Here is a 22,277-nt window from a genome sequence, read left to right as displayed (position 1 = left end):
TCCTACCTGAGAGAATATCAGTCATCCCTGAGCAGTTATCCTCATTGGGACGCTACTCTATATTTTTTCGGGAAAGTGTCTCACCTGTCTACGAAATATCCAAAGAAAAAAGACCGTAAACAAACTAAAAAAATTCGAGTTTGTCTACGGTCTGAGGATTTACTATTTAGCTTTAATTACAAATTAACTAAAGGTACTTACTTCTCTAAAGCTTCTCGCTTTTTCTTGATACGTATCCCAAATTCGGTCAAAGTTTGCTTTTTCTTCTTCTGTCATTTCCATCATTGGTAAACGAACATTAAGTGTATCAAAGCCTAATTTGGTCATCGCGTATTTTACAGGCGATGGGTTTGGCTGTGCGAACAGCGCACGTACAAGTGGTAATAATGCTCGGTGAATTTTGGCTGCTAGCTCGTGATTTCCTTCTTCAAACGCTTTAATCATTAATTGCATATCATTCCCTACAACATGGGCAGCAACTGAAATAATTCCTGCTCCACCGATTGCTAGTAGTGGGAGTGTTAAACCATCATCACCACTATACACTAAGAAATTATCATCTGAATCAACATTCTCAATAATATCGCCCATTTGATCTAAATTGCCACTCGCTTCTTTTATCCAGGCAATATTAGAAATTTTACTTAAAGCAACAGAAGTTTCATAGGCAACATTGACGCCTGTACGTCCTGGCACGTTATAAAGCATGACAGGTAAACTTGTTTCTTTTGCAATTGTTTCAAAATGCGCGAAAATACCGCGTTGATTTGGCTTATTATAATATGGTGCTACAAGCATGATACCATCTGCGCCATTTTCTTCAGCCTTGTGCGTCATTGCTATAGAGTAAGCCGTTTCGTTATCTCCTGTACCCGCAATAACCGGTACACGACCTGCCACTTTCTCTACTGTAAAACGTACAACTTCAATTTTTTCTTCTGTGGACATAGTTGGGTTTTCAGAGGTTGTGCCACATGCGACAATACAATCTGTACCATTATCAATCAAATGATTAATAATACGTTCTAGTTCTGGATAATTAATCGTGCCATCTTCTTTGAACGGCGTAATCATCGCCGTTCCAATTCGACCTAAATTCATCCTTACACCCCTCTTATAGTAAGTTATCCTCTAGCATTGCTTCAGCAATTTGAATAGAGTTTAATGCCGCGCCTTTCAAAAGATTGTCAGAAACGATCCATAAGTGGAATCCTTTTTTATTGTCTAAATCTTGACGGATACGCCCTACAAAAGTAGCGTCTTCCCCTTCTGCATAAATAGGCATTGGGTAAGTTTGTGTTGCGATATCATCTTGTAATACGACACCAGGCGCATTGCGTAATACTTCAAAAATTCCCTGTATTGTTGCTTCTTTTTCTACTTCAAGATAAACAGATTCAGAGTGTCCCGAAACGACTGGCACGCGAACGCAAGTTGCGGCTACTTTTAACTCTGGTGCATGCATAATTTTCTTCGTTTCATTAATCATTTTCATTTCTTCGTATGTAAAGCCATTGTCTGTAAATTTATCAATTTGTGGAATGACATTACGAGCGATTGGATAATGACGTTTGTCGCTATCAGAAGGTAAAATATTTGCTTCTACATCCTTACCTGCATCCCAATTTGCACTTTGTGCCTTTAATTCCTGAATAGCAGAAACACCTGCACCTGAAACTGCTTGATATGTTGATACAATAATTTTTGTTAAGCCAAATGCTTGACGGATAGGTTCAAGTGCAGCCATCATTTGAATCGTAGAGCAGTTTGGATTTGCAATAATCCCTTTATGCTTAGCAAGATCACCTCGATTTACTTCTGGAACAACTAATGGTACGTCTGGATCCATGCGGAAATGACTCGTGTTATCGATCACTACTGCACCGCGTTTTGCCGCTTCTGGCGCTAGCACTGCTGATACCGAACCACCAGCTGAGAATAAAGCGACATTGACGCCATCAAAAGCTTCAGGTGTCGCTTCTTCAATTGTATATGTCTTCCCATTAAATTCGATTGGTTTTCCTGCTGAACGTGCTGAAGCTAAAAACTTTATATCTCCGATTGGAAAATTCCGTTTAATCAGTTGTTCCATCATTTTTGTGCCTACTGCTCCTGTTGCTCCAACTACCGCAACTGTTAACTGCTTTGTCATCTGTCATCTCTCCTTGAATCCAAGTTACATAATGTGTGCTATTGTATCACAAAAATACTGAAAATTGTGTGTAATTTGAGAATTATTTTAAATATTGTACCAACAGTGGCTGTAATTGCTTTTTCTCAGTAATCGCTTCATAAACAGTTTCGACCATTTGATCAAAATCAGCAATCAAGGAATTTGGTTTTGAATGTGGTGAGTCCTGCCCAAATGGAATAAAATAAATATTTTTAGCATTTAACAGCCTCATAATATTTATACCATTTAAGCCAAGTGCATCATTCGTTGATATACCTAGAACAACAGGCGAACCGTTACGCAATGTTGCCTTCGCAGCCATCAATACAGGACTGTCTGTTGCTGCATTTGCAAATTTACTAATACTATTTCCAGTCATCGGAGCTATAACCATCGCATCCAATGGATTGGATGGCCCAAATGGTTCTGCCTCTTTAATAGAAGAAACAACCTTTTCTCCCGTTAATTCCTCTATTTTGGCAATCCACTCCTCGCCAGTGCCAAAACGCGTAGCCGCATGTAAAACGGAGTGTGTAATGATTGGAACAACTGTTGCTCCTGCATCTATAAAGTTTTGGATTTTAGGTACTACGTCCGCATACGTACAGTGGGAGGCCGTAATACCTAAACCAATTCGTTTCCCCGTTAGCAATTTTCTTCCTCCTCTATTGCCTTGCACAATATTGTCGCAGCATCATGCGCAAAGTATTTCCCAGGTAATGATGGCAATAGCACATACGTTTGTAATTGTTCAACGTCTATATCTAAACAACCAGGCTCCGAAGCCAAATCATATAGTACAGCTGGGACATGATCTTGGAATGATTCAGTAATCCACTTAGCAGGAATCGTATTGACAAAAATCCCATCATTAATTGACCATTGGCGGTCATCTAAATCCGTAGCTTTATAACCATATGCCTTTGCTTCACTCACTTGTACAACTGAACGCGCTACTATATGGACATTAGCGCCCATCTTGACGAGTAAAGATGCGAGCATTTTGGCAGTGCGCCCAAATCCTGCGATAGTAAAGTTTTGTCCGTAAATACATTTTTGCTCGAGTCCATAAAACGTGGCGATAAATCCCTCTGCTGTTAATCTTGCATTTTGCCAAATAAATGATTCTTGTTGTAAATAGCAATTTGTTTCATTTTTCTCAAGCAATTGCTTCCAATGCATCGTTAAACGCCCTGTATAAAACTTAACTTGAGATATCCCATAAAGCTGTTCCACTTCAATTTTTAGTGGAAGAATAGGAAGAATAATTCTATTTGGTTGGAATTCTAATACAAGCTTATTTAACTCTTCATTCCAAACTGATGTTCTTTTATAAAATACAGTTCTCGATGGGCTTCTTAGCATGGTAGCTAATTCCTTTAACCTTAGATCCTCACCGATAACAAGCCATTTTTCATTTTCCAAAAGCTCACCTCACTGTAAAAATTCTGACTGTACTGTCGTTGTTTTGTTAAATAAAATTCGATCTTCGCCTATTAGTATAATTTCGTGCCAAGGTATCATTTCACTTACTTTCACTTTCTTTTTCTGAAATGGCAATTTATCTTTCACAATTTCAAAACCATGAATTTTTCCTGTTTGCACATCTAATAAACATTCCGTATGTGCCAATATGCCAAAGTGTACGCCACCCTCAACTTGAATTAACTCTTTATCCACCATCTCTGATAGTAGCATGCCTCATCTCCCTCCTTGAACCGTTACCCCAATATATGCCGAGTTTTTGCAATTCGTGACCCTTACCCAAAGTCTGAAATGTGTATTTACTAGCACATTTGTAAATAGTGTATATATACAAATATGTGAAGTGAGGAAGTTGTGCAAATCCATTTGAGCAACACAAGTGTTTTACCATTTTAAGGGAGTGTACTAACTAAAAAATTAATGGCAGGTGACACACTACCATCTATTAGTGCACTTGCTTTTCGCGATATGACAAAGTGGTGGGCTTATGTTGTTTTAAGCGAGGTGGATTTATCGAATCGGTAACTGGAAAAGGAAGCTTTGTTACAGAAAGAAATCAAGATTTTCTACGCGAGGAATTATTGCGTCATTTTTAAAAGTATATGCAGCAAGCGGTTAACGGTCTTAACTGCTGGCTAACAAAAGAGGAAGTACAGGAGTTATTTTCATTATGAATACTATGAAACTCATGCTTTACATTAAGGCATGAATGGTTTTCTCTTAATTCAGTACCGAGGTTATCATTGTTTTTACTGGACCTAGGAGTCGACTGCGAAATTTTGCTATTCGGCAAGGATGTTGTCGAACATGAAATATCGATTAAAAACGACATCGGTGTAGTTTTTGACGATTTTCATATACTTGAAACGCTCAATGCGACGTAACTCGACAAGACTATGGAAAAAGGTTTTAAAATACGGGATAGTGATTGGCACTATTTAAAGGAAGTAATGAGGAAGTAAGCAAAATACCAGAGGTACTAGTTCATAAAAATAAAGTATCCAATGAAAAGGCTTCGATTCATTTTTGTTCAGTTTTATATCCATCATCTAGACGAGCAAAAAGGGGGCGTCATTTTCATGATTAGCAAGAGAAGTTTTTTAAAGAATAAAAAAATAGGTTGCCGTAGAGGGGCGACCTATTTTTTATCAATTACTACATGGACTAACGTATCGTTCGCTATATCAATTATAAATGCCTTACCGAAGCCTACTACATAGCGGCCTTCCAATGGTGTGAGCTCAAATAGTGAGAAATCAAGTGTACGTAACAGCTCCATCATTTTAGCATTAAACAATTTATTAAATGCTGCAAATACATCCTCATGTCCTTCATTGCCTAATTCCTTTGGTTTACATTGCCAACGTGCTCGTTCTGCTGCAAATGGATTTGGTGTCACTGCCTCATCTGCCACGCAAAGTACATCTACAAGTTGAGCCTGCTCCATGAGTTGGAAATGCTCTGCGATACGACTAATATAGACGTAAAATTTACCATTCAAACGCACAAATGGGGTAGTGCTACTAAAAGGTTTCCCTTCTCGATCCACAAGACTTAACACACAACTTTTCTTTCCTTCAATAAATGTTTCATAGCCTTGCTTTACTTGCTCAATATCCATTTCTTTTTGCATCTTACTTCCTCCTATGCCTTGACAGTACTTTTTAATTGAATCCGCGGAGCACTATCCCATGATACATATTGAATTTCTGCATCCATTCGGTATATTTGCTGAATCATCTGTTCGGTCATTACCTCTTCAGGCGTGCCAACTTGGGCGCGTTGACCATCCTTTACAACTACGATTTTATCACTATAGCTAGATGCTTGATTTAAATCATGAAGCACCATCACAATCGTCATCCCCATTTCATGATTAAGCTCTCTCACTAATTCTAGAACTTCATGCTGATGTGCGATATCTAGGTATGTCGTTGGTTCATCCAACAATAAAATTTGTGGCCGCTGCGCCAAAGCCATTGCTATCCAAGCTCGCTGTGATTCACCACCCGATAAAGCTGCAATAGGCTTTTCTCTGTAATGTGTGAGATGTGTTTTCTCAAGAGCCCAATCAATAATAGCCTCATCCTCTGCATTTAAACGCTCAAACCATTTTTTATGTGGATATCGTCCGTATGCCACTAGGTTTTTAACAGATATATCAGTTGGAGCCTGATTTTTTTGACTCAACATGCACATTTTTCTTGCTATGTCTTTGGAAGAGAGTCGACGAATATTTTCTCCATCAAAGATAATGGTTCCTTCATTATAAGGCTGCATACGTGCAATAGCTTTTAAAATAGTAGATTTTCCGGAGCCATTGGGTCCAATAATGGATAGGACCTCACCTTTTCCAACTTCAAAAGAAAAATTATGGACAACTTCCTTTTGTTCATAGCGGACATATAGCTGTTCAATTTTTAACATTAAAACGCCTTCTTTCTCATTAAATATAAGAAGTAAGGTCCACCAATGACAGACATAAGGATGCCGGCTGGAATATCGAGTGGCGCAAACAAAGTTCGTCCACCAGTATCAGCAATAAGTAACACAATAGCCCCCATCGCCATACTCATTGGTAGTAAATATTTATAGTCTGAGCCTACAAGCATTCGAGCCATATGCGGTACGATTAAACCAATAAAGCCAATCATTCCTACTGCTGCTACCGAGATTGCCGCTAAAAATACAGCCAAAATAGATAACATAATACGAATACGAGTTACATTTTCCCCTAAATTTACTGCTACTTGATCTCCTAAACGTATAATATTTGCCTTGCGTATCGCAAAAATAGATATGACCCAACCTATTATTGCGTACAAATAAATCATTTGCAGTGAAGCATTTCCCTTGGCCGCTAAACTACCATTCATCCATTGCACTGCTGATGGTAATCGATCACTATAAAGAATCGATAAAAATCCAATAACACCACCGCACAGTGCATTTACTGCAACTCCTGACAAAATAATAGTGATTGGTGTAATGCCTGTTCGTCGCCAGGCCAGTGCATAAATTATAGTTGCGGCAATTAAGCCCCCAATAAAAGCTGCAGCTGGGATAAAGTGAGTGAATTCTGGATTTGCTAATAAAATGATTAAAACAAATGCCGCTGCTCCACTTGTAACACCCGTCAGTCCTGGATCAGCTAGTGGATTTCCCATTACAGCCTGCAATAATGCACCTGAGATTGCAATATTAGCTCCAACTATTAGTGCTAATAAAACACGTGGTAAACGTATATCCCAAATTATTGTAGTATATACGCCAGCATTATCACGTCCATTGACAATTGTTGTTAGAATATCTGGGATTGATATTTTTACACTCCCTAGCCCTATCGCAACAATAGCTGCTACCATTGTTAACACAAAGGTCATGATAATAATTATTCGACTTCTTGTTGTACTAATCATAGGAATACCTCATTATTATTTGTAAAAATAATCTGCGATTGTTGTAAGTGCTGTCTCAACATTAGAAATGGAAGTTACACCAAATGTACTATAATCAAGCATATGGATTTTGTCATTTTTATAAGCTGAGAGTTGTTTCCATGCACTGTTTTTTTCAATCTCTTCTTTGAACTTATCTTCATTTGCTCCATGGTCACCTGATGCTAATACGAAAATGATATCTGGATCAGCAACGACAATGTCTTCTAGATTCATTGCAGAATAAGTTGATTCTGCTTTTAATACTGATTTTGCAATATTATCAGCACCTAAACGCTCAACTAGACTACCTAGATATGATTTTTCATTCATAACCATAAAGGAGTCAGATGTTCCAATCACAAGCATGACAGATGGAAGTTCCTTTCCTTGTGCTTTTGTTTCAAGTTCCTTTTCCTTTGCGACAATGTTTTGAAGTAATTTATTCATTTCTTCTTCTTTTCCAAAATATGTACCAAGTACCTTGAAGCTCAATTTTAAGTCATCATATGAATCTGTCGGTAGATAGGCTGTTGGTAAATTCATTCCCTGAAGTGCTTGATCTAGTGAACTTTGTAGAGAAGAAGCTCCAATTATTAAGTCAGTTTGTAAACTCGATATAACTTCTAGATCTGGTGCCATAGGTGAGCCAATTCGTGTAATAGCATCGAAATCTGCTGGTATCGGATTTGTCGATGTTGGAACACCTACTGGTTCTATATCAAGGAGATGTAGCATCTCTGTTAAAGGAACCGAAGTAGTAACGATTTTTTCGGGAACTTTTGCTGGAAAGCTAGCTAATGCTTTTTGAAATTCCTCCTCATTTACACCATCCTCAAATTTCCCCTCTTGTACTTTAGTTGATTCTGATATTTCTCGTTGCTGTAATGTCTCGTCTTTTTGTATCTCCTTATTTTCCTCTTTTTCTTGTTGTGAGCATCCAACTAATGTAAGTGATAATGCTAGAAGCCCTACACCTAACCATTTTTTCATACTAATACTTACCTCCAACTAATTGATAATGATTTTCAATATCAACTATACTATCAAACTTTATTGAGAATATCAACTTCTAATTGATAATGAGCATTTTCAACTAAAAAAAGAAGAACCTCGAAAGCTATCGAGATCCTCCTATTATCGAAAAACGATGTCAGTGATAATGAAAAAAGGAACACAAAACTATAGTAATAGTTTTGTGCTCCTTTTAAGCTTCTGGACCAATAATTGAAATGGCTGGCTCAGCTTTTAAAATTTTTGCTATTAAGCGATCGACCGATTCCATTGATACGGCATCGATGGACGCTAATACTTCATCAACCGAACGATGTTTACGATGCACTAACTCACTTGTACCGTTGCGATTCATACGAGCACCTGTCCCCTCTAGACCGAGAACAAAACTACCCTTCAGCTGTTCCTTCGCATTCATAAGTTCTTCCTCTGTCACACCACCTGCTACGATATCAAGTAATGTCGCATCAATTGTATGTTGAAGCTGTGGTAATTGCTGACGACTTGTACTACCATAAATCGTAAATGCGCCAACATCAGCATAACAAGATTGATAAGAAAATATCGAATATGCCAAACCACGTTCTTCGCGTACTTCTTGGAACAAGCGAGAGCTCATATTACCACCAATAATATTATTAAGTGCAATAAAGCTATACATATCCGGATCCTTTACACCAATTGCTGGATACGAAATGGCTAAATGTGCTTGCTCCGTATCGCGAGTTTTTGAAATCTCTCCTGGATAAAAATGAGGATTCGTTAACACAGGCTCAACTACAAGTGGAGATGGCTGATAGTAGCCAAATAACTCTTCAATTGTTTGTATGAGCTTTGCAGAAATATTTCCTGCTATTGAAATAACAACTGATTCTGGACCATAATGTTTAGCCATATAGTGACGGATCATATCTGCTGTAAATGTTTTTAAAGTAGCGGCAGTACCTAGTATTGGACGACCGAGTGAATCGTTTGGATACATGACTTCCCATAGCTTTTCATGAACATCATCATCAGGTGCGTCTTCACTCATTAGTATTTCCTCTAATACAACTTGTCTTTCCTTCTCTAACTCTTCCTCTGCAAACGTAGAATTAAAGAACATATCCGCTAATATTGTAACGGCAAGCTCAGCATGATGGTCTAAAACCTTTGCATAATAACAAGTGTTTTCCTTAGATGTAAAGGCATTTAACTCGCCACCAATTCGGTCAAATTCTTCGGCAATTTGGCGAGCTGTTCGAGTTTTTGTCCCTTTAAAAAGCATATGCTCGATAAAATGTGTAATACCATTTTCCTCAGGTAGCTCATAACGAGATCCTGCATTAACAAAAATGCCTAGCGCAACGGATCTTACATGATCGATTGGCTCAGACACAATACGCACACCATTCTGACATGTATGTACTTGTACCAAAAAATCTCCCCCAATTCATCTCTGGTTCAACATTAAAGGCAATGTGAAGCATACCAAAATTTATATGGATATCTCGAATAGAACCAGTTTCCTTATAGTTGATTTAAAAAAGGCTGCGCATAATACGCAGCCTTTTCTACAATTTATTATTTATCTTGCTCAGCGCGTTCTTTTTCCTCTTGGATAACTACTTTACGAGATAAATTCACACGACCTTGCTTGTCAATTTCAATAACTTTTACAAGTAATTGATCGCCTAGTTTTAATACATCTTCAACTTGTTTTGTACGTTCCTCTTGAATTTCAGAGATGTGAAGTAAGCCGTCTTTACCAGGGAATATTTCACAGAACGCACCGAATTTTTCAATACGTTTCACTGTTGATAAGTAATACTCGCCAACTTTTGCTTCACGTACGATGTCTTCGATAATTTGTTTTGCACGAGCGTTCATTTCTTCATCTGCAGAAGAGATGTAAATTGTACCATCTTGCTCTGTATCAATTTTTACGCCAGTTTCTTCAATAATTTTGTTAATTTGTTTACCACCAGGTCCGATAACATCGCGAATTTTATCAGGATTAATTTTCACGATTACAATTTTCGGAGCAAACGTAGATAATTTTTCACGTGGTTCTGCAAGAGTAGCAAGCATTGATTCTAAAATGTGCATACGGCCTATTTTAGCTTGTGTTAATGCTTCTTCTAAAATATTGCGTGATAAACCATCAATTTTAATGTCCATTTGAAGTGCTGTTACACCTTTAGCTGTACCTGCAACTTTAAAGTCCATATCCCCAAGGTGGTCTTCCATACCTTGAATATCAGTTAAAATAGAGTAGTGTTCTCCTTTTTTAATAAGACCCATTGCAATACCAGCTACAGGTGCCTTTAATGGAACACCAGCATCCATCATTGCTAACGTTGAAGCACAGATAGAAGCTTGAGATGTAGAACCGTTTGATTCAAGTACTTCCGATACACAACGGATTGTATATGGGAATACAGTTTCATCTGGAATAACCGCATCAAGAGCACGTTCGCCTAATGCACCATGACCGATTTCACGACGACCTGGTCCACGAATTGGGCCCGTTTCCCCTACAGAGAATTGTGGGAAGTTATAGTGATGCATAAAGCGTTTTGATTCTTCTACACCTAAACCGTCGATAATTTGCACATCTCCAAGTGCACCTAATGTACAAATAGAAAGGGCTTGTGTTTGTCCACGCGTAAATAATGCTGAACCGTGCGTACGTTGTAATAAGCCTGTTTCAGAAGAAAGTGGACGGATTTCGTCTAACTTACGACCATCTGGACGTACTTTATCTTCTGTAATTTGACGACGTACTTCGTCTTTAACCATTTTATCTAAAATTGTATAAACTTGCTTCATTGTTTCATCATCAGCTTCTTGCTCTTCATAAGAAGCAATAACACGATCTTTTACCGCTTTAATAGCTTCATCACGTGCATGTTTTTCAGCAGTTTGAATCGCGTCATGCATGTCAGTCTCACAAGCTGCTTTTATATCAGCTTGAATCGCTTCATCAATTTCAAATAACGTTACTGGTAATTTTTCTTTTCCTACTTCTGCAACGATTTGCTCTTGGAAAGCAATAATTTTTTTGATCTCTTCATGTCCGAACATAATGGCTTCTAGCATTGTTTCTTCTGGTACTTCTAGTGCACCTGCTTCTACCATGTTGATAGCATCCTTGTTACCTGCTACAGATAATTGGATTGTTGATTGATTAGATTGTTCCACTGTTGGGTTCACGATAAATTTACCGTCCATATAGCCAACTTGTACACCCGCAATCGGTCCGTCAAATGGAATATCTGAAATAGCTAACGCTAATGAAGAACCAAGCATTGCAGCCATTTCAGACGTGCAATCCGTATCGTTAGACATGACCATTGAAATTACTTGTACTTCATTACGGAAACCGTCTGGGAACATCGGACGAATCGGACGGTCGATTAAACGGCTTGCTAAAATTGCTTTTTCAGATGGACGTCCTTCACGTTTAATAAAGCCACCAGGAATTTTACCTGCTGCGTATAAACGTTCTTCGTAGTTTACTGTTAATGGGAAGAAATCAAGTGGTTTCGGTGATTTTGACATTGTTGCTGTTGAAAGTACAGATGTATCACCATAGCGTACTAAAACGGCTCCATTTGCTTGTTTAGCTAACTGTCCAACTTCGATTACTAGCGGACGGCCAGCCCATTCATAGGAATAGACTTTCTTTTCGTTCATTCAATGAACCCCTCTCTATTATAAAAACACTTACTTCGTCTGTATGTACTAATAGTAAGTGTACCAAAAATGCTTGTTCTATGCTAAATATTTCATCAAATAATCATACATTTAAATTCAGTTATTGCCAATTTATTTAGGATTTATTTCTGTATTTGATTGAAACAAAGTTTTTTGCTTGAAATTCGTGTCATATATATGCTTTTTTTCGCAATAGTAAAGTTAACTGCCTTCTTAATGTTTATAAACATAAAGAAAAAGCGGGATTAATCCCGCTTTTCGACAATTAGCGACGTAAGCCTAAACGAGTGATTAGTTCACGGTAACGTTGTACGTCAGTTTCACGAAGATATTTTAATAGGTGACGACGACGACCTACCATTTTAAGAAGACCACGCTCAGAGTGGAAATCTTTTTTGTGTGTACGTAAGTGAGTATTTAGAGAGTTAATTTCCTCTGTTAATACTGCAACTTGTACTTCTGGAGAACCAGTGTCACTTTCGTGAGTACGGTACTCAGCAATAAGTTCGTTTTTACGTTGTTTTGAAATAGCCATTTGTATGGACCTCCTAAATAATTGTTAATCCCCATTAGCACAGTAAACGTTGGAGTCATCGATATACCGAGCTAAGGTTAAGCATATTATGCACTTATGAATGTTACCATAAATCAAAAGGTCAAGCAAGTGTTAACGTAAGCCTATTCAAATGCTAAAGCAGATTTAGGCTCATCTCTATAACATGGGGTTGATATCCGTTCCGTCTGTGCGTTTTCCTGGGTGCTCCCAGTCGGAACGAAAATCAACTTACTATACAGAGTATACGTTTCCAAATGCCATTCCTAACTTTCGGAAATGACCCCAAAATAGTCAATTGCTTCTTGTTTATCCTTTTCGATTTGGGCTTTCAAAGCTTCAATCCCATCGAATTTTCGTTCACTTCTTATACGTTTATACCAAGCGACATGCACTTCTTCACCGTAAATATTTTTTTCGAAGTTTAATATATGGACTTCGATGGATAATTGCTTGTCATTTGGATCTTTAAATGTTGGTTTATAGCCTACATTACAGACACCATCATACCAGTTATTTTGCACAAGTAATCGAACCGCATATACTCCGCTTGCTGGGATATAAGTTCCCTCTAACGCTTGGACATTAGCAGTTGGGAAACCGATTGTGCGTCCTCGCTTATCACCATGTACAACGATACCCGTAATTTCAAAGGGTCTTCCTAGAAGCAATCTTGCTGCTTCCATATCCCCCTCTTGTAAAAGCTTTCGGATACGTGTAGAGCTAATTTTTTCGATATCGTCGGTTTTCTTTTCAACAACCGTTACGCCGTATTCTCCATTACTCAATGCACGCATATCTTCCATTTTACCTTTACCGAATGCACCAAAAGAATAGTCAAAGCCAGCTGTAACATGTTGAATGTTCAACCCACGAATAAATGTATCAATAAATGCATCAGGTGAAAGCTTTGCAAAATCTGAAGTGAAATGTACAACAAATGCTGTATCCACGCCCTGTTCTTCAAATAGCTGCAATTTTTGCTGTAATAACGTTATATAAAATACTTTTTCGTTACGACCGCCTAGCACTAAAGAAGGATGTGGATCGAATGTCATAACAGCCGTTGGAATTTGACGCTTGTCTCCTTCTTCCTTCGCTGTCTGAATAACTGCCTGATGCCCTCTATGTACACCATCAAAAAAGCCAAGTGCCAATGAATACGGTTGCATGCTTTCTCGTTGCTGTAGCTGGTGTGGGTATTTTAAATGAATGACCTCCATACAAAAAATCCTCCTACTCTATCGTCGGAAACATCTTATGTGGCTTCATAAACCCTTCCTTTGTAGGATGGGCTTGATAGACCGCAACTGCTTTCCCACTGATTCCAAAAACAATTTTATCATGTATCTTTAATAATGCATCTGCGGGAAGCACTTGTCCATTGAAAATTTCTTTTTCATTAGCAGAAGTTATTTCAATAAATGGATAGTCTGTCAATGCATACTCAACTGGTAAAATGCAAGTATCGATTTGTTCAGCTTCCATCAGCTCAGCTACCTGTGCCAATGTAAAGCAATTTTCTTGTGTAAACGTACCTGAGGCTGTGCGTACAAGCTCTTTCATATGCGCAGGATAGCCAAGCGCCGCTCCGATTTGCACAGCTAGTGTTCGAATATACGTCCCTTTACTACACGCTATCCGTACAGGGAATGTAATTTCTTGTCCTTCATATATTTCAACATCATCTAGTAGCTCTAATGCATAAATAGTAACTTGACGTGTCGGTCTTTCGACGATTTCACCTTTTCGAGCATATTCATAGAGACGTTTACCATTTACTTTAACAGCTGAAAACATCGGAGGCGTTTGTTGAATGACACCTGTAAGCGATGCTAAAACTTCTTGCAATTGGGTACGTGTGAACTTTTTATTCGTATGATCTTGTTCAACCGTTTCTCCTTCTGCATCTTCAGTTGTCGTTGTACGGCCAATTGAAATAACCGCTTCATAGGTTTTTCCAGCATCTGTTAAATACTCTGCGATGCGTGTTGCTTGACCAATACAAATTGGGAGAACCCCCTCAACACCAGGGTCAAGTGTGCCTGTATGTCCTACTTTTTTTGTGCGTAAAATTTTTCGTAATTTAAAGACGCAATCATGACTTGTCATGCCGCGTTCCTTCCAAAGCGGTAAAATACCGTTCATAAATTCCCTCCTAATATCCAATAAAAATAACAGGTGTGTTGTTTAATCATCTTTATCCATTCTAATAAATAGAAGGCTCTGATTTCCGCTACGGGCTACTCGCTTTGTCGCTGACGCACAGATAAAACATTTGCTTTCCCGCGGGAGTCGAGTAGCCCTACGCTACAATCAGTTAAAAATGGGCATATATTAATAAAACAACAACAAAAAAATCTTTTTATCGCTCCGTTAATAAATCTATTTTCCCCTAATCAACATGCCTGTAAAAAATAGAGTCACAAATGTTTTATTGCATTTCCGATAAATTTAAAAAGCCTGCCTGCATGAACATGCATATGGCAGACTTTTTTAGTTATCTTATTCTTCGTGTAAACCACGTAGCAATGTATCAATACGGTTCCCATATTCAATCGATGAATCGAATTCAAAAATTAGTTCTGGTGTACGACGTAAGCGGATTCGTGAACCGATTTCTGAGCGAATAAAACCAGAAGCCTTTAATAAAGCTTTTAGTGTATCCTCTTTTTCACGTTCATTGCCTAGAGTTGTAATATAAATTGTCGCTTGCTGTAAATCACCTGTTACTTCAACACCAGTAACAGTAACAAAACCAACACGCGGATCTTTTATTTTACGTCCAATAATATCACCAAGCTCTTTTTTCATTTGCTCGGCAACGCGGTTTGAGCGTAGAGACATAGTTTGTCACCTCAATTTCGATGTACAGAAAGTTGTGTCCTCACTTACACATAGTTTTTCATGCAAAGTGGTAAATCATACAACACAACTTCTAATGTAACTTATAAATAGTCCCGCCACACATTTAGCTGTTCCCAAGATGGATTTGACTGTAAGTAGTGAAGCGCGTGATTAATTTCACGCTCGGCTGCTTCTTTTGAAGAAGAAACAGCAACAAGCGCTATTTTCGTGCGTTGCCATACATTTTGATGATCAATTTCCGCAATCGATACATTAAATTTTTGTTTCGTACGCGTAATCATACGCTGTAAGACAGCACGTTTTTCCTTCAACGAATGGGCAGTTTGAATAATGAATTCAACCTCTGCGTAAACGATCATTAAGCTCGTTTAACTTCTTCCATAATATAAGCTTCGATAATGTCGCCTTCTTTAATATCGTTGAAGTTTGTAATTGTAATACCACATTCGTAACCTCGGGCAACTTCTTTCACTTCATCTTTGAAACGTTTAAGTGTATCTAATTCACCTTCAAAAATTACTACATTATCGCGAATTACACGTACGCCTGAATCACGAGTTACTTTACCTTCTGTTACGTATGAACCAGCAATTGTACCAACTTTTGATACTTTAATTGTTTGTCGAACTTCTGCTTGACCAATAATTTTTTCTTCAAATTCTGGATCAAGCATACCTTTCATTGCTTGTTCAATTTCTTCGATTACTTTATAGATAATGCGGTGTAGACGAATATCTACGCCCTCTTCTTCTGCTGCACGTTTTGCATTAACATCTGGACGAACGTTGAAGCCGATAACAATTGCATTTGAAGCCGCAGCAAGAGAAATATCAGATTCTGTAATCGCTCCAGCGCCAGTGTGAATAATTTTCACGTTTACGCCTTCAACATCAATTTTCATTAATGATGCAGCCATAGCTTCTACAGTACCTTGAACGTCAGCCTTAACAATTAAGTTAAGCTCCTTCATTTCGCCTTGACTCATTTGTTCGAATAAGTTATCAAGCGTTACGCGTTGTTTTTCTGAACGTTGTGCTTGAATCGCTGACATTGCACGAGTTTCACCAACTTGACGTGCTGTTTTTTCGTCTTCAAAGACTACAAAACGGTCGCCAGCTTGTGGTACATCATTTAAACCTGTGATTTCTACTGGCGTTGATGGCCCAGCTTCTTTTCCACGACGGCCTTTGTCATTCACCATAGCACGTACACGACCATAAGTATGGCCAACAACAATTGGGTCTCCCACTTTTAATGTTCCATCTTGTACTAAAAGTGTTGCAACAGAGCCTCGACCTTTATCTAACTGTGCTTCAATTACTGTACCAAGTGCTAAGCGTTTAGGGTTCGCTTTTAGTTCCCCAACTTCAGCGACAAGTAAAATCATTTCAAGTAATGTGTCAATGCCTTCGCCTTTTAATGCTGAAATTGGTACGAAAATAGTTTCGCCGCCCCAAGCTTCAGGAACTAGGCCATGCTCTGTTAACTCTTGCATCACACGGTCTGGATTAGCTGAAGGTTTATCCATTTTGTTGACTGCAACAATAATTGGTACTTCTGCTGCTTTTGCGTGGTTAATTGCTTCTACTGTTTGTGGCATAACGCCATCATCTGCAGCTACCACTAAAATCGTTAAGTCAGTAATTTTCGCACCGCGCGCACGCATAGTTGTAAACGCAGCGTGTCCTGGTGTATCAAGGAAAGTAATTTTTTTGTCGCCTTCAGTTACTTGATAAGCACCGATATGTTGCGTGATACCTCCAGCTTCGCCAGCGGTAACTTTAGTATTGCGAATAGAGTCTAACAATGTAGTTTTACCATGGTCAACGTGACCCATAATTGTTACTACAGGAGGACGTTCTGATAACTCCGCCTCGTTAACTTCTTCAGTTTGTTCGAAGTGTGTTTCTAAATCCGTAATATCTACACGAATTTCTTCTTCAACTTCTACACCATAGTCTGCACAAATTAATTCAATTGCATCCTTATCTAATTCTTGGTTAATTGTTGCCATCACACCAAGCATAAATAATTTTTTGATAACTTCTGATGGTTCACGGTGTAATTTTTTTGCTAATTCAGCTACGGAAAGTGATTCAACAAAAGTAATTTTTTCTGGTAATTCCTTCTGCTTCACTGGCTGACTCGGTTGATGTGTTTTTGGATGGCGACGTTTTCCGCCATGGATTCCTGGTTTTGGACGTTGGTTGTAACCACCGCCACCTCTGCGATTATTATTATTATTATTGTTATTATTATTATTTTGTGTCATATTTCTATTTTGATTACCTTTTATATTCTTAGATTTTTCGTTAGACGAATTTGAGTTTTGACGCGTTTGTTGCTGATTATTTGCTTTAGGCTTAGAAGTAGCAGATTGTTGCTTTTGCCCTTCTTGCTTTTTTACCGGTTGCTGCTGTTTTTGCGAAACATTTTGAGTAGGTTGCTTCACATCTTTATTATTTTTAAATGATTGGTTTAACTTTGTCACTATGTCATTTTCTAACATTGACATATGATTTGTTACGCTCACATTTAATTTATTTAGTGCTTCAATAACCTCTTTACTCGATTTATTCACTTGTTTCGCATATTCATGAACTCTGATTTTGGTCATCTGCTCACCCCCGATTATTTTTCGTTGAGTAGACTAGACAATTTACTTGCAAAACCTTTATCGGTAATAGCTAAAGCCACTCGGGCCTCCTTACCTGTAGCATGTCCTAGATCATAACGATCACCAATTACATGATACTCAACGTTGTAGTACGTGCATTTATCTTGAATTTTTTTGCTAGAGTTTTTAGAAGCATCGTTTGCAAGCAGTACTAGCTTAGCATTACCATTGCGGACTTCCTTTACTACTAACTCTTCTCCTGAAATCACTTTACGGGCTCTTGCCGCTATTCCAAGCAAATTATGCACTGCTTGATTGATCATAATATAGACTCCCTACGAATCAACAAAATAAGTTCTTCGTAGATTTCTTCAGGGATTTTTACATCAAGTTGATGCCCTAAAACATTTTTCTTACGAGCGATTTCAATCGCTTTCTCTGATTTAGAGACATAGGCACCACGTCCAGGTTTTTTCCCGGAAACATCTACACTTACCTCGCCCTCTTTCGAACGAACGACACGAATCATTTCTTTCTTTGGTAACATTTCACCAGTAGCTACACATTTTCGAAGAGGTACTTTTTTATTAATAGCCATAAGAATCACCTTTCCTCTCTGAAGCTTGTCGTAAGAGGTGGACTAGCCGTGCACTACATTGGTTATATACTTGCATTTTAATTAAATACCGTACTATTTTCAATTGTAGGCTCTGCCATTATTCAGTCGGCGCAGCCCAACGCCTACTGAATAATGGTAGTTAACTAGTCACACGGGCTTTCTTACTTATTCTTCGTCGTCTTGATATAAGTCAACTGTTACATCAGCAAAATCACTTTCTTCATCCTCAGCAGGTATGAAAGTGCTTGTAGCAGATGGATAAATACCTAACTCACGAGCATCTGTTTCACTCTTAATATCAATTTTCCAGCCAGTTAACTTCGCAGCTAAACGAGCATTTTGACCACGTTTACCAATTGCTAATGATAATTGATAGTCTGGAACAACAACTGTTGTAGATTTTTCTTCTTCATCTACTTGAACATCTAAAACCTTTGATGGGCTAAGAGCATTTGCTACAAATACAACTGGATCTTCTGACCATTCAACGATATCGATTTTTTCACCGTTCAATTCATTTACAATTGTTTGCACACGAGCGCCTTTTGCCCCTACACATGAACCTACTGGATCTACTTCTTCGTTATGTGCATAAACAGAGATCTTAGAACGGTCACCTGCTTCACGAGCAATTGATTTAATTTCTACGATACCTTCGTAGATTTCAGGTACTTCCATTTCAAATAAGCGGCGTAATAAACCAGGATGTGTACGTGAAACAATTACTTGTGGTCCGCGTGTTGTACGTTCAACCTTTGTAATATAGACCTTGATGCGGTCGTGTGGATGATATGTTTCACCTTGAATTTGTTCGTTTTGTGGTAATGCAGCCTCTACTTTTCCTAGACCTACGTAAATATTTCGAGCATCTAGACGTTCAACTACACCCGTTACGATATCATCTTCACGGTCCACATATTGCTCGTAAATTAAGCCACGTTCTGCTTCGCGCACTCGTTGTGTAACAACTTGTTTCGCTGTCTGTGCAGCAATTCGACCGAAGTTTCGAGGTGTCACTTCCTGCTCTACGATATCTTCTAATTGATATGCAGGGTTGATTGCCTTAGCATCTTCTTCAGAGATTTGTAAACGATCATCTTCTACTTCTTCAACAACATCTTTACGTGAAAAGACACGAATAGAGCCCTTATCTAAATTTAAGTCCACACGAACATTTTGTGCTTGATTGAAGTTGCGTTTGTAAGCTGTAACTAATGCCGCTTCTATTGCTTCAATTAACACATCTCTTGAAATTCCTTTTTGTTCTTCTAGCGCATTTAGCGCATCTAACAAATCACTACTCATTTTTTTTCACTCCTAAATATGCATTATGCTTAAAAATCGATGGCAAGTCGTGCCAATGCGATTTTTTCTTGTTCAATTGTTACTGTAATTTTACGCGTTTTAATGCGTACTTCCATCACTAATGTATGTTCATCGTATGACGTTAAGTAGCCTTGGAATTCCTTCATGTCCTTAATGGGCTCATAAGTTTTAACATAAATAAATTTGCCAATCGCTTTTTCAAAATCAGTGTCTTTTTTCAATGGACGTTCTGCTCCAGGTGAAGAAACTTCTAAATAATAGTTTTGTGTAATTGGATCATTTTCATCCAATAGCAAACTTAGTCGTTCACTAACTTGAGCACATTGTTCAATGTCAATTCCACCCTCAGGTGTATCCACATAAACACGTAAAAACCAGTTACGTCCTTCTTTTACGAACTCGACATCTACAAGCTCAAGATTCAACTCTTCAACAATCGGTTTAGCGAGCTCTTCAATTAAAGATGGTACTTTGCTCATTGTTTCCTCCTGTATCTATCAAATTCTGGCGTAATAAAACAGAAATTCCACCAGTAGCTTTGGTGAAATTTAACGGTCTTACCTGCTGTTAGTCAAAAATTTGTTTTGCTACGGTATAACAACAGAAAAGAGCGGGAAGGTCCCACTCTTTTGCTGGAAAAATATCAACAAATTATTACCATAAGGATAGCATAGTTTACAGCACAATGCAAATTTCCTTTTTATAGACATCTAATCCATTATGCCTTGACATAATTGTTGCTATCGCTTCGCTTTCGCACAGATAAACAATGTGTCCAGAAATCAAAATTGCGCTTAAATTAAGCCCTCACTACAACGTGGGGTTGATTTCGGTTCTAGCTAGGCGCTTTTCTATAGTTGCCCAGCCTTGCCTTCAATCAACTTATATACTTGGTAGACATTTTAACAAATGTCATCCCCAACTTTTATTAGACTTAATTTGAACAAAAGGCAGAGAAGTTATTCGTGATATTGATGAAGATGCCTTCAAGCTAACTTTCGTAATTTTAGAAAAGTGATAACTGATTGGCATCAGGCATTCCTTCTAAACAACCCAATTGATCCATATATTCTATTAATGTTTTGGATACTCGACCTCGTTGCTGTAAATCTTCTTTCGATAAAAACTCTCCGTCCTCACGTGCTGCCACAATTTGTTTAGCCACGTTTGTACCAAGTCCAGGAATCGCATCGAATGGTGGAATTAAAGAGTTCCCATCAATGATAAATTCACTAGCCTGCGAACGATACAAGTCCACTTTCTGGAAGTTCATACCACGTTCACACATTTCAAGTGCTAATTCCATTACCGTTAATAGGTTTTTCTCTTTTGTTGAAGCATCTAAGCCCTTCAGATTGATTTCATCAATTTTTGTACGAATCATTTGCGGACCTTGTACCATGGCAATTAAATCAAAATCATCTGCACGAACTGTGAAATACGCTGCGTAATAAAGGATTGGGAAATGTACCTTAAACCATGCAATACGCACTGCCATTAACACATACGCGGCAGCATGGGCTTTCGGGAACATGTATTTTATCTTTTTACACGATTCGATATACCAGCCAGGTACTTTATTCGCTAGCATTTCCGCTTCAAATTCGTCTGATAATCCTTTCCCTTTACGCACGGATTCCATAATTTTAAACGCCAGTGACGGTTCTAGATCTTGATAAATTAAATACACCATAATATCGTCACGACAGCCAATTACTTCTTTCAGCACACATGTACCATTTTGAATTAACTCTTGCGCGTTACCAAGCCATACGTCTGTTCCGTGTGATAGTCCTGAAATTTGCACGAGCTCCGAGAATGTTGATGGCTTTGTATCTTCAAGCATTTGGCGTACAAAACGGGTACCGAACTCAGGAATGCCGAGTGTTCCTGTCTTACAGCCAATTTGTTTTTCTGTTACGCCTAAAGTTTCTGGCGAACTAAAGATTTTCATAACGACTGGATCATCTGTTGGAATGGTTTTTGGATCTATCCCCGATAAATCCTGCAACATCCGAATCACAGTCGGATCATCGTGCCCCAGTATATCAAGCTTTAAAATATTATCGTGAATGGAATGGAAATCAAAGTGCGTTGTACGCCATTCTGCATCCTGTGCATCCGCAGGGAATTGTACTGGTGAGAAATCAAAAATATCCATATAATCTGGTACTACGATAATTCCTCCAGGGTGCTGTCCTGTTGTACGTTTTACGCCTGTACAGCCTTGTACTAAACGATCTACCTCGGCACCGCGGAAATGTAGATTGTTATCATTGGCATAGCCCTTTACGTAGCCATACGCTGTTTTCTCTGCGACTGTACCGATTGTTCCTGCACGATATACATAATCTTCACCGAATAATACCTTCGTATAATTATGGGCTTGTGGTTGATATTCACCAGAGAAATATGACGATAGGTAAACTTTTGATATTATCTCCAGCTTTTCCCCCGCCCCACACCGTACGTGACCCTTTCGGCGT

Annotated in this window: 21 protein-coding genes and 1 pseudogene; all 22 read right to left on the bottom strand. The window is 38.4% G+C overall.

From position 1 onward, the window contains the following. Positions 1-183: 183 nt before the first annotated feature. On the bottom strand, positions 184-1,101 hold the full coding sequence (gene dapA, locus ABNX05_RS17630) for a 4-hydroxy-tetrahydrodipicolinate synthase (protein ID WP_349660899.1): 918 nt from the start codon (positions 1,099-1,101) through the stop codon (positions 184-186). A 13-nt stretch (positions 1,102-1,114) separates the two neighbouring features. Beyond that, positions 1,115-2,152, bottom strand: coding sequence for an aspartate-semialdehyde dehydrogenase (locus tag ABNX05_RS17625; RefSeq protein WP_349660898.1), 1,038 nt, complete (start codon positions 2,150-2,152; stop codon positions 1,115-1,117). Between the two features lie 82 nt (positions 2,153-2,234). Then, positions 2,235-2,825, bottom strand: coding sequence for a dipicolinate synthase subunit B (locus ABNX05_RS17620; protein ID WP_349660897.1), 591 nt, complete (start codon positions 2,823-2,825; stop codon positions 2,235-2,237). Then, the gene (locus tag ABNX05_RS17615; protein WP_349660896.1) at positions 2,819-3,598 is read right to left on the bottom strand and encodes a dipicolinate synthase; all 780 of its coding nucleotides are present in this window, start codon (positions 3,596-3,598) and stop codon (positions 2,819-2,821) included. Before ABNX05_RS17615 ends, ABNX05_RS17620 begins: the two co-directional genes overlap by 7 nt. 9 nt (positions 3,599-3,607) lie before the next feature. Further along, a complete protein-coding gene (locus tag ABNX05_RS17610) occupies positions 3,608-3,871 on the bottom strand; it encodes a YlmC/YmxH family sporulation protein (RefSeq protein WP_053594254.1) in 264 nt (87 codons plus the stop codon). Between the two features lie 925 nt (positions 3,872-4,796). Further along, positions 4,797-5,291 carry a HugZ family pyridoxamine 5'-phosphate oxidase gene (locus ABNX05_RS17605; RefSeq protein WP_349660895.1) on the bottom strand — a complete coding sequence of 165 codons (495 nt, stop codon included), beginning with the start codon at positions 5,289-5,291 and terminating at the stop codon, positions 4,797-4,799. 11 nt (positions 5,292-5,302) lie between these two features. Then, complete coding sequence (locus tag ABNX05_RS17600; RefSeq protein ID WP_349660894.1) at positions 5,303-6,085, bottom strand: ABC transporter ATP-binding protein; 783 nt, start codon at positions 6,083-6,085, stop codon at positions 5,303-5,305. Beyond that, positions 6,085-7,077, bottom strand: a complete 993-nt coding sequence (locus tag ABNX05_RS17595) for a FecCD family ABC transporter permease (protein ID WP_349660893.1) — start codon at positions 7,075-7,077, stop codon at positions 6,085-6,087. Before ABNX05_RS17595 ends, ABNX05_RS17600 begins: the two co-directional genes overlap by 1 nt. Before the next feature lie 15 nt (positions 7,078-7,092). Continuing rightward, complete coding sequence (locus tag ABNX05_RS17590) at positions 7,093-8,088, bottom strand: ABC transporter substrate-binding protein (protein ID WP_349660892.1); 996 nt, start codon at positions 8,086-8,088, stop codon at positions 7,093-7,095. Between the two features lie 214 nt (positions 8,089-8,302). Continuing rightward, entirely contained in the window at positions 8,303-9,526 is a 1,224-nt protein-coding gene (locus ABNX05_RS17585) for a M16 family metallopeptidase (RefSeq protein ID WP_349660891.1), read from the bottom strand. A gap of 146 nt (positions 9,527-9,672) precedes the next feature. Then, positions 9,673-11,787 (bottom strand): polyribonucleotide nucleotidyltransferase, encoded by a 2,115-nt coding sequence (gene pnp / locus ABNX05_RS17580; RefSeq protein ID WP_349660890.1) that lies wholly within the window; start codon positions 11,785-11,787, stop codon positions 9,673-9,675. Between the two features lie 286 nt (positions 11,788-12,073). Next, on the bottom strand, positions 12,074-12,343 hold the full coding sequence (gene rpsO, locus ABNX05_RS17575) for a 30S ribosomal protein S15 (RefSeq protein ID WP_349660889.1): 270 nt from the start codon (positions 12,341-12,343) through the stop codon (positions 12,074-12,076). 284 nt (positions 12,344-12,627) lie between these two features. After that, entirely contained in the window at positions 12,628-13,584 is a 957-nt protein-coding gene (gene ribF, locus ABNX05_RS17570; protein ID WP_349660888.1) for a riboflavin biosynthesis protein RibF, read from the bottom strand. Positions 13,585-13,597: 13 nt separating this feature from the next. Continuing rightward, on the bottom strand, positions 13,598-14,509 hold the full coding sequence (gene truB, locus ABNX05_RS17565) for a tRNA pseudouridine(55) synthase TruB (protein ID WP_349660887.1): 912 nt from the start codon (positions 14,507-14,509) through the stop codon (positions 13,598-13,600). Positions 14,510-14,866: 357 nt separating this feature from the next. Continuing rightward, positions 14,867-15,208, bottom strand: a complete 342-nt coding sequence (gene rbfA, locus ABNX05_RS17560; protein ID WP_079560500.1) for a 30S ribosome-binding factor RbfA — start codon at positions 15,206-15,208, stop codon at positions 14,867-14,869. A gap of 101 nt (positions 15,209-15,309) precedes the next feature. Further along, a complete protein-coding gene (locus ABNX05_RS17555; RefSeq protein WP_079560499.1) occupies positions 15,310-15,588 on the bottom strand; it encodes a DUF503 domain-containing protein in 279 nt (92 codons plus the stop codon). After that, the gene (infB, locus tag ABNX05_RS17550; RefSeq protein ID WP_349660886.1) at positions 15,588-17,846 is read right to left on the bottom strand and encodes a translation initiation factor IF-2; all 2,259 of its coding nucleotides are present in this window, start codon (positions 17,844-17,846) and stop codon (positions 15,588-15,590) included. The genes ABNX05_RS17555 and infB overlap by 1 nt, the downstream gene beginning before the upstream one ends. Positions 17,847-17,860: 14 nt before the next feature. Then, positions 17,861-18,169, bottom strand: a complete 309-nt coding sequence (locus ABNX05_RS17545) for a YlxQ family RNA-binding protein (RefSeq protein WP_053483263.1) — start codon at positions 18,167-18,169, stop codon at positions 17,861-17,863. Beyond that, positions 18,166-18,444 carry an RNase P modulator RnpM gene (rnpM, locus tag ABNX05_RS17540; protein ID WP_349660885.1) on the bottom strand — a complete coding sequence of 93 codons (279 nt, stop codon included), beginning with the start codon at positions 18,442-18,444 and terminating at the stop codon, positions 18,166-18,168. Before rnpM ends, ABNX05_RS17545 begins: the two co-directional genes overlap by 4 nt. Before the next feature lie 186 nt (positions 18,445-18,630). Further along, a complete protein-coding gene (nusA, locus tag ABNX05_RS17535; protein WP_349660884.1) occupies positions 18,631-19,770 on the bottom strand; it encodes a transcription termination factor NusA in 1,140 nt (379 codons plus the stop codon). 29 nt (positions 19,771-19,799) lie between these two features. Further along, positions 19,800-20,270 (bottom strand): ribosome maturation factor RimP, encoded by a 471-nt coding sequence (gene rimP / locus ABNX05_RS17530; RefSeq protein WP_079560495.1) that lies wholly within the window; start codon positions 20,268-20,270, stop codon positions 19,800-19,802. Between the two features lie 527 nt (positions 20,271-20,797). Beyond that, a pseudogene (locus ABNX05_RS17525) lies at positions 20,798-22,201 on the bottom strand (PolC-type DNA polymerase III); the annotation flags it as partial. Between the last annotated feature and the right edge of the window lie 76 nt (positions 22,202-22,277).

This window comes from Lysinibacillus zambalensis, from assembly GCF_040183165.1.
In the GTDB taxonomy this organism is placed as follows: Bacteria; Bacillota; Bacilli; order Bacillales_A; family Planococcaceae; genus Lysinibacillus; species Lysinibacillus zambalensis.
Note: the sequence above shows the minus strand (reverse complement) of the source record. Positions and strands in the feature narration are given on the sequence as shown.